We start from the raw sequence: 12,988 nt of genomic DNA on the forward strand, positions 1-12,988 counted from the left end.
GGTGGGGAAGCGGCCGACCGTAGCCGTTGCCGCCAGGGCAATCCACCTTTCGAAAACGTGCAATTGTCCCCTCTATCGCCGCTCCGTAAACTCGGCGCACCGGCCGGACGCATTGTAAATTGCACGTTTCCAAAGTTAAGGGTAACGATGACCCGTGCTGCCGTGATCGATCGTGCCACCGAATACTACGATTCCGGGGAATTCCTCGCCGACCTCGGCCGCCGGGTCGCGTTCGCGACCGAAAGCCAGGACCGGGCCGGGGCGCGGGCGCTGCGTTCCTACCTCACCGACGAGCTGGCCCCGGCGCTCACCGGCCGACTGGGCTGCGAGGCGCGCGTCCTCGACAACCCCGTCGGCGACTACCCGCTGCTCGTGGCGACCCGGCACGAGGACGGTGCGCTGCCCACGGTGCTGGTCTACGGCCACGGCGACGTCGTCCTCGGCGAGCCGGAGCGATGGCGGCCCGGCCTCGATCCGTGGCAGGTCGTCGTCGAGGGCGACCGCTGGTACGGCCGCGGCACCGCCGACAACAAGGGCCAGCACACCATCAACTTCGCGGCACTCGAGCAAGTGCTCCGGGTGCGCGGCCGGCTCGGCTTCAACCTCAAGGTGCTGGTCGAGACCGGGGAGGAGTCCGGTTCGCCGGGCCTGCGCACGGTCTGCGCCCAGTTGCGGGACGAGCTCGCCGCCGACGTGCTGATCGCGTCCGACGGGCCACGCGTGGCCGCGGAGCGGCCGACGCTGTTCCTCGGTTCACGCGGCTCCACCCCGTTCACGCTGCGGGTCGACCTGCGCGAGGCCTCCTACCACTCCGGCAACTGGGGCGGTCTGCTGCGGAACCCGGCGACCGTGCTGGCAGGCGCGCTCGCCACCATCGTCGACGCCCGGGGCCGCATCCTCGTCTCCGGTCTTCGGCCGCGGGAGATCCCCGAGAACGTCCGGGAAGCCTTGCGCGACATCGCGGTCGGCGGCGGACCCGACGATCCGGCCGTCGACGACGGCTGGGGCGAACCCGGTCTCACCCCGGCCGAGCGCCTCGTCGGCTGGAACAGCCTCGAGGTGCTCTCGCTCGCCGCAGGCAACCCTGACAACCCGGTCAACGCCATTCCCGGCAGCGCGCACGCGCACTGCCAGCTGCGGTCCGTGGTCGGCACCGAAGTCGACAAGCTCGGCGTCATCCTCCGTAAGCACCTGGACGAGCACGGCTTTCCCATGGTCGAGGTCGAGACCGGCCCGACCATGCCGCCGACCCGGACAGATCCGGACGACCCCTGGGTGCGCTGGGCGCTCGGCTCGATCAGCCGCACCACCGGCACGAAACCCGCGCTGCTGCCGAACCTCGGCGGCAGCCTTCCCAACGACGCTTTCGCCAACGAGCTCGGGTTGTGCACGCTGTGGATCCCGCACTCCTACCCCGCCTGCGCCCAGCACGCCCCGGACGAGCACCTGCTGGCCCCCGTGGCGCGGGAGGGCCTGCGCATCATGGCCGGCCTGTTCTGGGACCTCGGTGAGGACTCTCCCGTGAGGAGTCGCCCATGACCACACGGACGGTCTCCCCCGAAGCGCCGGTGAAGGTGCACCGCGTCATCATCGCCGCGTCCATCGGGAACGCACTGGAATGGTTCGACATCCTCGTCTACGGCTTCTTCGCGGCGACGATCTCCAAACAGTTCTTCCCCACCGCCGACGAGAGCGTGTCGCTGCTGCTGACGCTCGGCACGTTCGCGGTGGCCTATGTGGTCCGTCCGGTTGGGGCACTCGTGCTCGGCGCGTATGCCGACCGTGCCGGGCGCAAGCGTGCGCTCATGCTGTCGATCCGGCTCATGATGGCCGCGACGCTGGTCATCGCGATCATGCCGCCGTACGCGAAGATCGGGCTTATCGCGCCGATCGCCATCCTGCTCGCCCGGCTCGTCCAGGGCTTCTCCGCGGGCGGGGAGTTCGGCAGCGCCACCGCGTTCCTGGTCGAGCACATGCCCGAGAAGCCCGGTTTCATGGCCAGCTGGCAGTTCGCGAGCCAGGGGCTCGCGACGCTGCTCGCGTCGGCGTTCGGCACGGTGCTCACGGCCACGCTGTCCGACGCGAGCCTGGAGTCGTGGGGTTGGCGCATCCCGTTCCTCTTCGGTCTGCTGATCGGCCCGGTCGGCTACTACATCCGGCGTTACGTCGACGAGGCCGGTGAGTTCGTCAAGAGCGCGGACCTGGAGCGCGCGCCGGTGAAGGAGACGTTCCGCACCCAGAAGGACCGCATACTCGTGGCCATGGGCGCGCTCGCCGTGTCCACCGCGATCAGCTACCTCATCACCTACATGCCCACGTTCGCGGTGAAGGAGCTGGACCTGCCGGCGTCGACCGGATTCGCGTCCACCTTGGTCACCGGCATCGTGCTGACCGGCCTGACTCCCGTGGTGGGTCATCTGTCGGACCGGTTCGGCCGCACCCGGATCATGCTGATCTTCGCGGCGCTGATCCTCGCGCTGGTGTACCCGAGCTTCGCGTTCCTGGTCGCCGCCCCGGGCTTCACGGTGATACTCGGCGTGATGTTCCTGATCGGCGTCTTGAAGGCCGGCTACTTCGCGCCGCTGCCCGCGATGATGGCGGAGCTGTTCCCCGTCACCAACCGGGCCACCGGCCTGGCGGTGAGCTACAACATCGCCGTGATGCTCTTCGGTGGCACAACGCCGCTGGTGATCGTCTGGCTCGTCGACATGACCGGCAGCAAGCTCGCGCCGACCTTCTACCTGATGTTCCTGGCCGTGCTCAGCCTGTGCAGCGTGGTATTCGCGCGGCGCAGGCTCGGCGTTCACTGATCGGAGGAATCCCTTGTCTCTCAACGACTTCGACCGCTACCCGCTGCTGTTCGGCCCGTCGCCGGTGCACCGCCTGGAGCGCCTGACCAAGCACCTTGGCGGCGCGGAGATCTGGGCCAAACGCGAGGACTGCAACTCCGGCATCGCCTACGGCGGCAACAAGACCCGCAAGCTGGAGTACCTCGTGGCCGATGCCCTGGCGCGGGGCTGCGACACGCTCGTGTCGATCGGCGGCGTGCAGTCCAACCACACGCGCCAGGTCGCGGCGGTCGCGGCCCGGGCGGGGCTCAAGTGCGTGCTGATCCAGGAAAGCTGGGTCGACTGGCCGGACGCGGTGTACGACAAGGTCGGCAACATCCTGCTGTCCCGGCTCGCCGGAGCGGACGTACGGCTGGTGAGGGCCGGGTTCGACATCGGGTTCAAGGAGAGCTGGGAGCAGGCGATCGCGGAGATCGAGGCGGCGGGCGGCAAGCCCTACGCGATCCCCGCCGGCGCCTCGGACCACCGGCTCGGCGGGCTGGGCTTCGCGAACTGGGCGTACGAGGTGGCGGAGCAGGAACAGCGGCTCGGGGTCTTCTTCGACACCATCGTGGTGTGCTCGGTCACCGGCAGCACCCAGGCCGGCATGATCGCCGGATTCGCCGCGCTGGGCGGACGGCCGCGGCGGATCCTCGGCATCGACGCCTCGGCCAAGCCGGAGGAGACCTGGGACCAGGTGGCGCGGATCGCGCGCGCGACCGCGTCGCTCATCGGCCTGGACCGGGAGCTCGCCCACGACGAGATCCTGCTCGACGAGCGCTACCACGCGGGCACCTACGGCATCCCGGACGAGTCCACCATGGACGCGATGCGGCTGGCCGCGCGGACCGAGGGCATGGTCACCGACCCGGTGTACGAGGGCAAGTCCATGGCGGGCCTCATCGACCTCGTCACCCGAGGCGAGATCGCCAAGGACGCCAAGGTGCTCTACGCCCACCTCGGCGGGCAGCCGGCACTGAACGGCTACAGCGCCCTGTTCGGGTAGGCGTCGACCGGCCGACGGTCACCACGCCGGGGTACCCCGTATCGCTTCCCAGTGACCCGCTGGCAGACGGACGATACCCTCACCGAGTGACGGCGTAGTCACTCGGCGGGGGTGGGGCATGAGAGTCGTCTTATCGGTCAGCGGTGGCAGCGGTGCGTCCGGCGATCTGCGGCGCTGGCTCACCCGCGACCCCCAACTGCGCGGCCGCCTGGGGCGGGAGGCCGCGGCCGAACCCGCGGCGGGGACGATGGGCGCGACGGCCGAACTGCTGCCCGTACTGCTCGCCCCCGGCGGACTGACCGCCGCGCTCGCGGCAGCGGTCGTGGCCTGGCTCCAGAACCGCCGCGGCAACCAGACCGTCACCATCACCCGGCCCGACGGTACGCAGGTAACGGTCACCTCCGAACGGGTGCGAGGGCTGACCGCGGAGGGCGCGGGTGACCTCGCCCAGCGGGTCGCGGACGCGCTTCAGCAGGGCCCGCAGGCAACGGGGCCGGCGACAGAACCGGACCATCGGCCGGAGCCGACTCCGGCCCGGGACCAGTACCGGAACCGGGAATGAACCCGCGGGAGCAGTCGACCGTGACCGGCCTGGCCGGGCCGCACGCGTACGGCGTCGTTGTCGGGACCGGACGGCACCCCCAAGGCTCCGGACTGCCGGACCTCCCCGGTGCCCCACGGTCCGCCGCGGCCATGGCCGAAGTCCTGGGCTCCGTCTGCGGGATGAATCCCGACCACATCCAGTTGCTCACCGACCCGGCCAATCCGACAGACGTGCTGGCCGCCGTCGAACGGGCCACGACCCGGGTGCCGGAGGACGGCATCGTCGTCTTCTTCTTCGCCGGCCACGGTCTCCTCGGCCCCGAGGACGGGCTGTACCTGGCGACCGCGGCAAGCGCATCAGCGGACAGCACGGCGTACGCCGTCCCGTACAACGAGGTCAGAAAGTTACTGAGCGCCTCCCCCGCGAGCCCTGTGGTCATTCTGGACTGCTGCTTCTCCGGGCTCGCCGAGGCGGCCTCCCAGGGGGCCCGGCGCGATCCTTACCTCGCCGCACGCCCGATCGGCAGTTTCCTGCTGACATCCGCCACCTACTACGCCGCGTCCTTCGCTCCTGAAGGCGCGCAGTACACGCTGTTCAGCGGTGAGCTGCTGCGGCTGCTCGCGGAAGGGGACACCGCGGGTCCGAAACGGTTCACTCTCGGCGATGTCTACCGCCATCTCGACCAGAGATTCCATGGCGGTCCGGCGCGGCCGCACGCCGACGGAGTGGGACGGGTGGGCGACCTCGTCATCGCCCCCAACCCGCGGTACGCACCCGCGCCCGGACCAGAGCCCTTACCCCACGAGAGCGGCGGAGTCTGCCCGTACCCGGGTATGCGGCCCTTCCTGCCCGAGGAACGTCACCTCTTCTTCGGCCGCGCCGAGCTGACCCGCGCACTGCTCGACCGAGCCGCGCCCACCACGCCGCCTGGCCCCGTCGTGCTGGTGGGCCCCTCGGGGGTGGGAAAGTCCTCTCTGCTGAGGGCCGGCCTGGGAGCGTCGCCGGACGTTTACCGTCCCGTACTGCTGCTCCCGGCGCCGGGAGCGGCGCCCTTCCGGGAACTCGTCGCCCAGTGGGCGGACGCGGTCGGCCGGCCCTTCGGGGAGACCGCCGCGGAGTTGGGAGCCGGACGGTTCCCCGCCCCGACGGAGGACACCCGTCGAGCACCCGGCGTGCTGATCGTCGACCAGTTGGAAGAAATCTTCACGCAGTGCCAGGATCCGGAAGAGCGGGACCTGTTCATCCGGTCCATATCCGCGCGGCGCGACGACGGCCCCCGCATCGTCCTGGGCCTGCGCGCCGACTACTACGGGCACTTTCTGCGCGACCCCCGGCTCTCCCGGATCATGCGGGACGGGCAGTTCACCGTGGCGCCGATGACCGACGACGAACTGCTGTCCGTCATACGCGGCCCCGCCGACCACGCCGGTCTCCAACTGGAGGACGGGCTCGCCGAACTGCTCCTGCGGGACCTGCGGGAACAGGACACCAGCACCGGTGGCGACACCATCGCGCTCCCCTTCCTCGCCCACGCCCTGCAGGAAACCTGGACACGGCGCCGACACGGTCGCATGACGGTCTCCGGCTACCACGCCACCGGTGGTATCCGCGGCTCGGTGGCCCAGACCGCCGAGCGTGTCCACGCCTCCCTGGAGCCCGCCGACCGGCCCGCCCTGCGCGCACTGCTCCTGCGCCTGGTGCACCTGGTCGGGGCCGAGGGCAAGGCGGTGCGCCGCCGGGTCCGTACCGATGACCTGGTCGCCGCCCCGGACGAACGCGACCGGCAGCGCAATACGGTCCTGCTCGGCAGACTCATAGACGCGCGCCTTGTCGTGGTCGACGACGACCGGGCCCAGCTGTGTCATGACTCGCTGCTCTACGGCTGGCCCGCGCTGCGGTCCTGGATCAACGAGAACCTGGAGGCGCTGCTCGCCCATCGGAGCCTGGCGGAGGCGGCCGACGCCTGGGACGAGGCGGGCAGACCGCCGAGCGGTCTCTACACCGGCAAACATCTGACGGCCGTGCGGAACAGGATCGAGGACGACGGGCGGATCCTGGAACTGCGCGGGGTGGAGCGGGACTTCCTCGCCGCAAGCGTCTCGGCGCGCCGACGTGACGCGGTCCGCCTCCGCACCGGAGTGTCCCTGCTCGTCGCCTTGGCGCTGGTGCTCGGCGTCGCGGTCGTACGGGCCAACCGCGCTTCGGACGACGCGGAGCACAGGAAGGCCGTGGAGACCGCCCGGGAACTGGTGGCTCGTGCCGATGAACTGCGCCGGCGCGACCCCCTGACGGCGTTTCAGCTCAGCCTGGCCGCCTACCGGATGGCGCAGGTTCCGGAGACGCGGACCGGCCTCTACGCCTCCTACGTGGCCCGCAGGCCCACGGTGCTGGCGGGACCCTCCCGCGTGGTGCTCAACCTGGCGTTCAGCCCCGACGGACGGGGGCTGGCGGCCACGTTGCGGCGAGGAGAGAAGAAGAGCGGGGAGCCCGGGCAACTGGCGCTGTGGGACCTGCGCTCCACGGTCGGCCCTCGACCGGCGGCCGTTGTGCCGCTCGGCGAATACGCCGATGGCAACGCGACACTCGCCCACCATCCCCGAAAGCCCATCGTGGCGGTCCAGAACGCCAAGCGGCTCACCGTGTGGGACGTCTCGGACCTCAAAGAGCCCAGGAAGCTGGCGGAGCGGCCCATGTCGTCGCACACCACCTTCTCATTGGCGTTCAGTCCCGATGGACGCACCCTGGCCGCCGGGAGGAAGGACGGACTGGTGCGGCTCTGGGACCTGACCGACCCGGCCAGGCCGGTGTCCCGCCGGGAGATGAAGGCGGCGGACACGGACGTGATCTCCATAGCCTTCAGCCGCGACGGCCGGTATCTGACCACGGGAAACGGGAGATCGGACGAGCCGGGGAAGGAGGGGGCCTCCCGCCCGGCCAATGTGCGCCTGTGGGATGTCCGTGATCCGGCGCGGCCGGTGCTGCGTGACACCGCCGAGGCGCCCTCGGTAACTGCGGTCGCCTATCACCCCAAACGGGATCTGGTGTCCGCTGTGGGCGCCGATGGCCTGCGGTGGTGGTCGGTCCGGCCGGACGGGAAACTCACAGCGATCAGCAAGGGTGAGTACGAGCCCCTATGGGGCGGGGACAGTCCTTCCCTGGCCTTCCGGCCGGACGGAAAAGTGCTGGCCGCGGCTGACAACAACGGCTCATCCGCGCTGATGCGGGAGGTGGGCGCCGTGTCCGAGCTGACGAGCACGCTGGCGTCCCTGCCGTCGTATCCGTCCTCCGAACCGGTGCAGTCCGTGGCCTGGAGCCCCGACGGCAAGACGCTCGCCGCCGGGGATTTCCGCGGTGAGATCAGGCTGTGGAGGGACCGGTCCGACGCTCCTTCCGTGCCGGGGACGCCACCCGGGCTGACCGCCCAGGGCCGCCCGTACAGCCGCGACGGGAAGCTCCTTATCACCGAGCCCGCCGAGCAGGCGAGGCAGCGTGCGAAGGTCTGGGACGTGACCGGCCCGAATACGCCGCGCGTGCGCTTCGAGTTGCCGCGGTTGTGGGAGGGCGAACAGTTCCTGCCGGGACGGAAGAAACCCGTCCTGCTGAGCCACCTCTGGACGGAAGGCATGGACTACAACGCCTTCCGCATGTGGGAGTTCGGCACCGCGCCGGGTTCCGAACCGGTCCCGGGGAGGGAATTCCGATTCCACGACTCGGATGTGCTCCCCTCCCTCAGCCCCGACGGCACGCTGCTCGCCCTCGGCGGCACCCGCGGCACCGTCGAGCTCTGGGACATCCGCGACATCCACCGGCCACGAAAGCGCGGCGAGATGACGGTACCCCTCCGCGCGATGGAGGGGATCCTGTGGTGGCTGGACAGTCGGACGCTGGCGGTGGGGGAGAACGACGACCTGCGGCTGTGGGACGTCGGCGACCCGGCACGGCCCGCGAAGGCCGCCCTGATCAAGGACGCCTATCTCCATTCCGGAGCGGCCTACATCCGCTCCGCACAGATCCTGATGACCGAGGAGTCAGGAGGCCAGCTGCGGCTGTGGGACATGTCCGATATGAAGCACCCGGTCAAGGGCGACCGGCTTCCCGCCGCCCCCACCAACTACTTCCAGCTCAAGCGGCGCGAACTGGCCACCGTGCTCGCCAGCGGACAGGTGCTCGTGTGGGATGTGACGGATCCGAGTGAGGTCCGTCGCGTGGACAGTCTGCGGCTGGAGAGGGAGATCAAGTCGGTCACCGTCAGCCCGGACGGCCAGTGGGTGGTGACCGAAGAGCCGTACCGGCTCTGGAAGGCCCGTGACACCGGCCGGTGGCAGACCCCGGCATATATCGAGCTGCCCTTCGCGAAGGACGTCGGATTCCTGCCGGGCGAGCGTCCCCGTCTGCTGATCACACCCGGCGATGCGAGCGGATCCGGTGGCGCGCCACGCACGTTCCTGCTGGACCTCGATCCCGACGCGGTGTACGAGCGACTGTGCCGGACGCGCCCCGCGAACATCGGAAAGGCGAAGTGGAAGGAGCTGTTCCCGCACCTGGCGTACCAGCGCTCCTGCACATAGGGACTTGCCGGGCGTGGACCTCGTTCATGAGAAGAGCTCCAGGCTTCAGGTGGCGGCGGCCCGCACCGCGTCAGGCACGCGAATCGCGCCCCGGCTCCCCACCTCGGCGGGGAGCCGGGCCGTGCGGTCGCCTTACGGCGTGTAGACGGCGTCGCTGCCGTACAGCTCCCTGGTGAACGCGGAGACATCGGCGCTGCGGTTGGCGCCGTCGAGGTTGTACGTCAGATAGACACCGTAGCCCTCGCTGACGGTGCGGCGGGCGAGGTTGGCGGCCGTGCTCTGCGAGGTCCGGCCGATCTCGACAGCGGCCGGCGACAGCTTCGACTTGGGCAGTGCCACGCCGGGAACCTGCCAGGAGCCGTAGTACGGGTTCCAGGCGTAGTCGAACTTGGACGAGATGTCGACGCCGCCGTAGGACAGGCGCGACGCGGCCGGGCCGATGTTGTAAAGGCTGATGATCTTGTCCGGCATGTTCGCGCGCAGCGCCGTCACCAGGTGCACGAACGAGCTGTCGTTGGGCTGGCCTGTGCCGTTGTTGCCGTAGTCGGCGTACTCGTCGTCGAAGTCGATGCCGTCGAGGCCGTACTTGGCCACGGTGTCCGACAGTGTTTTGGCGAACGCCGAAGCCGCTTGCTGGGACGGGAAGTTGGCGAAGCCCGCGCCCTGATGGTTGCCGAGCACCGAGAGAACGACCTTGATGCCCTTCTGCTGCAACGGCCGTATCTCCGTGGCGGCGTTGTCGAGGACGCGCTGCACGTTCTCGTTGAAGTGCAGATACGCCGCCTTCGTCCCCGTGTCGTAGTTGATGTTCGCCGCGAAGACCACGGCGACGTCGAAGACGTTGCCGCCGCCGTTGGCGAGGGTGTACTTGCCGACGTTCTGCATGCTGTTGTTGTTCACCTCGACGTACGCCACCGAGGTCGGCCCCTGTTTCGCGGGAGCGGGAGCGGGGGCCGCTGCCGCGCCGGTCGTGGCGGTTCCGCCGAAGGCGAGGGCCGCGACCGCCGTGAGCGCGAACGCGGCCGTCCGTACTCTGCTCCGTACCAGACTGAACATCGTTGACCGGTCTCCCCTCGCATGGGTCGGCGTCCGACCTGGCTGAAGATGTCTTCCGCTGTCTGCGGAACACCCTTGGCTTTCCTTGGAGTTATCAATTCCGAATCATTGAAATGCTACTTCAGTGGAGTCAAACTTCCCCTACTCTCACGGGAGTTCGCATGCGCCCAATCCGCGCACGCAGACCACTGACCTCTCTTCTCACCGCGATGGCGGCGGTCTGCCTCGCCGTCACCGCGGCCCCCGCCGCGCAGGCTGCTCCGACCGGGGCGGAGGCGGCCGGAAAGTACATCGCGCTCGGCGACTCGTACGCCGTCGGGCCCGGCACCCGAACCTATGACGACCCGAACGACGCCTGCCGGCGCGGACCGCTGTCCTACCCCCGGCTGTGGGCGGCGCAGCACACCTCCTACTCCTTCGTGGAGGCGTCCTGCTCCGGGGCGACCGCCGCGGAGGTCAAGAGCCAGCAGGTGCCTCAGCTCAGCGCGGACGCGACGCTGGTGACGGTGCAGGCCGGCGGGAACGACGTGGGCTTCGTCAGCGTTCTGCAGAACTGCATCCTCACCCTGGACGACAAGGACTGTGTCGCCGGGGTGGATGCCGCGAAGGCGGCGGCGACCGGTGTTCTGCCGGGCACGCTGGCCGACACCTACGCGGCCATCAAGGGGGCCGCGCCGGGCGCCAGGGTGGTCGTGGTGGGGTATCCCCGGCTGTACAAGATCGGCGGTAGCTGCGGCATCCTCGGGTTGAGCGACGCCGAGCGCAGCGCGCTGAACTCGGCGGCCGACGTCCTCAACACCGTCCTCGCGCAGCAGGCCGCGAACGCGGGCTTCACCTTCCTCGACCCGCGGCCGGCCTTCGACCCGCACACCATCTGCTCGGGGAACACCACGTGGGTGACGAGCCTGGAGTGGGACAAGCTGAACGAGTCGTACCACCCGAACCAGGCCGGGCACCGCGACGGCTACCTGCCCGCCCTGAACGCCATCACGGGCTGACCGCGGGAACCGGCGGGTCCGGCAGGGCACGGACGGACCGGTAGACGGTGGCTGGATCCGACGGATCCGGCCACCGTTCGTATACGGCCCCGGGCCGCCTCGTCACTTCCGGGGCCCGGGGCGCTCGTTCACAACGTCAGTCGCGCGTCGGGGCCCGGAGGCCGGTCGTCCACGGCGGGCACGAGCATCTGGGAGGCGGCGAGTTCGCGGTAGAGGGTGTCGGCGCCGACCAGGTCGTCGTGGGAGCCCGCGGCGCGAATCCCGCCGTCCTCCAGGACGATGATCTGCTCAGCGTCGGTGACCGTGGACAGGCGGTGGGCGATCAGGATGACGGTGCAGCGGCGCGCGGCCTGGTCCACCGCTTCCCGCAGGGCCTGTTCGTTGCTGGCGTCGAGCTGGGCGGTGGCCTCGTCGAGCAGCAGTACCTCGGGCCTGCGCAGCAGGGCACGCGCGATGGCGAGGCGCTGGCGCTCCCCGCCGGAGAGGGTGACGCCGCGGTTGCCCACCTCAGTGTCCAGGCCGTCGGGCAGCCTGGCGATCAGGGAGTCGAGCCGGGTCAGTCGCAGTACCTCGGCGATGTCCTCGTCGCCGGCGCCGGTCGCGGCGTAGCGGAGGTTGTCGCCGAGGGTGCCCGCCATGACCGGGGACTCCTGCTCGACGTAGGCGATGCGCCGGCGGACCTCGGCGCGGGACATGAGGGCGATGTCCTGGCCGCCGATCCGGATGGCGCCCGCCTGCGGTTCGTAGAAGCGCTGGAGCAGCGCGAACATCGTGGTCTTGCCGGCGCCGGAGAGGCCGACCAGGGCGGTACGGGTGGCGCCGGGCACGGTGAAGCTGATGCCGCGCAGGGCCGGGCCGCGCCCCGGGTAGCCGAAGTGGACGGCGTCGAACTCGACCGGTGGCGCCGGTGTCGACCGCGCGGTGTGCGGGGCCACCCGTTCGGGGAGGTCCACGTCGTCCTCGGCCGGCAGGTGCCTGACCTGCTCGATGCGGACGATGGCGCCGAGGCCCTGCTGGAGCATGCCGAGGCCGCCGAGGAGCGAGGCGATCGGGCTGGCCAGGTAGAAGACGTAGAGCAGGAAGGCGATGAGCTGGGAGGCGTCGAGGTCCCCGGAGGCCACCAGGGCGCCGCCGACGCCGAGCACCGCCAGGAAGGCCGCCTGGATGGCGACGCCGGAGAGGACCTGGACCAGGGCGACATACTTGGCGCCGGTCAGACCCGCCTTGTACGCCTCCTGGACGGCGGCCTCGGCCCGGGCGGTCTCCCGGGATTCGGCGCCGTTGGCCTTGACGGTGCGGGCGGCGCCGAGTGAGCGGTCCAGGGCGGCACCGATGGCGCCGACGGAGCTCTGGGCGCGGGCGACGGCCTCACGGATGCGGGGCAGGATCAGTCCGAGGAGCGCGCCGGTGCCGAGCAGGACCGCGAGGGTGACGCCGAGCAGGCCGAGGTGGACCGTGCCCATCAGGACGATGGCGCCGACGACGGTGAGCAACCCATTGGTGATCATGACCAGGCCCTGGGTGGCGGCGTTCTGCACCAGGGCGCTGTCGGAGGTGACACGGGCGACCAGATCGCCGGGTGGGCGGCGGTCCAGCTCGGGGATCTTCAGGCGGATGAGGCGGAAGACCAGGTCGCGGCGGATGGAGCGGACGACCTGCTCCGAGGTGCGCTGCTGCCACCAGGACTGGAGTCCGGTCAGGACGGCGCCCGCCACCACCAGGACGCTGAGCAGAATGAGCGACCCGGTGACCGCCGTGTCGTCGGCCAGGGCGTCCAGGACCGACCGCGCCACCAGCGGCTGGACGAGCCCGCAGGCGCTGGCGGCCAGGGCGAGCAGAAGCGAGCCGAGGAGGACGAACCGGTACGGGCGGGCCTGCTGGAGCAGGGCCCGCAGCGGGCGGATGCCGGGGGCCGGCGGCTCGTCGGGCGCGGGGCTCGGCGCCTGCGGCGGAGGCATAGGGTGGGCTGTGGTCATGGGGTGCTCCGG

The 12,988-nt window shown here is 70.4% G+C and carries 8 protein-coding genes; 6 read left to right on the forward strand and 2 right to left on the reverse strand.

Going from position 1 to position 12,988, the window contains the following annotated elements; genetic code table 11:
* Window positions 1–147 precede the first annotated feature (147 nt).
* From CGL27_RS08450 to CGL27_RS08470, 5 genes are all read left to right on the forward strand, one after another.
* Window positions 148–1,539: a M20 family metallopeptidase gene (locus CGL27_RS08450; protein ID WP_119985681.1), complete on the forward strand. Its 1,392-nt coding sequence runs from the start codon at window positions 148–150 to the stop codon at window positions 1,537–1,539.
* On the forward strand, window positions 1,536–2,810 hold the full coding sequence (locus CGL27_RS08455; RefSeq protein WP_119985683.1) for an MFS transporter: 1,275 nt from the start codon (window positions 1,536–1,538) through the stop codon (window positions 2,808–2,810). Before CGL27_RS08450 ends, CGL27_RS08455 begins: the two co-directional genes overlap by 4 nt.
* Before the next feature lie 13 nt (window positions 2,811–2,823).
* Window positions 2,824–3,834 carry a 1-aminocyclopropane-1-carboxylate deaminase gene (locus CGL27_RS08460; protein ID WP_078644980.1) on the forward strand — a complete coding sequence of 337 codons (1,011 nt, stop codon included), beginning with the start codon at window positions 2,824–2,826 and terminating at the stop codon, window positions 3,832–3,834.
* Window positions 3,835–3,952: 118 nt separating this feature from the next.
* The gene (locus CGL27_RS08465) at window positions 3,953–4,396 is read left to right on the forward strand and encodes a hypothetical protein (RefSeq protein WP_119985685.1); all 444 of its coding nucleotides are present in this window, start codon (window positions 3,953–3,955) and stop codon (window positions 4,394–4,396) included.
* A complete protein-coding gene (locus CGL27_RS08470; protein ID WP_119985687.1) occupies window positions 4,393–8,946 on the forward strand; it encodes a caspase family protein in 4,554 nt (1,517 codons plus the stop codon). The genes CGL27_RS08465 and CGL27_RS08470 overlap by 4 nt, the downstream gene beginning before the upstream one ends.
* 132 nt (window positions 8,947–9,078) lie before the next feature.
* Here CGL27_RS08470 and CGL27_RS08475 read toward each other — a convergent pair whose 3' ends face one another.
* Complete coding sequence (locus CGL27_RS08475) at window positions 9,079–10,002, reverse strand: endo-beta-N-acetylglucosaminidase H (RefSeq protein WP_119985689.1); 924 nt, start codon at window positions 10,000–10,002, stop codon at window positions 9,079–9,081.
* A gap of 161 nt (window positions 10,003–10,163) precedes the next feature.
* Here CGL27_RS08475 and CGL27_RS08480 point away from each other — a divergent pair, with 161 nt between their 5' ends.
* Window positions 10,164–11,000, forward strand: a complete 837-nt coding sequence (locus CGL27_RS08480; protein ID WP_119985691.1) for an SGNH/GDSL hydrolase family protein — start codon at window positions 10,164–10,166, stop codon at window positions 10,998–11,000.
* 128 nt (window positions 11,001–11,128) lie between these two features.
* Here the strand turns inward: CGL27_RS08480 and CGL27_RS08485 are convergent, their stop codons facing one another.
* Complete coding sequence (locus CGL27_RS08485; RefSeq protein ID WP_119985693.1) at window positions 11,129–12,976, reverse strand: ABC transporter ATP-binding protein; 1,848 nt, start codon at window positions 12,974–12,976, stop codon at window positions 11,129–11,131.
* Window positions 12,977–12,988: the final 12 nt, after the last annotated feature.

This window comes from Streptomyces sp. 11-1-2, from assembly GCF_003595545.1.
Lineage (GTDB): Bacteria > Actinomycetota > Actinomycetes > Streptomycetales > Streptomycetaceae > Streptomyces > Streptomyces hygroscopicus_B.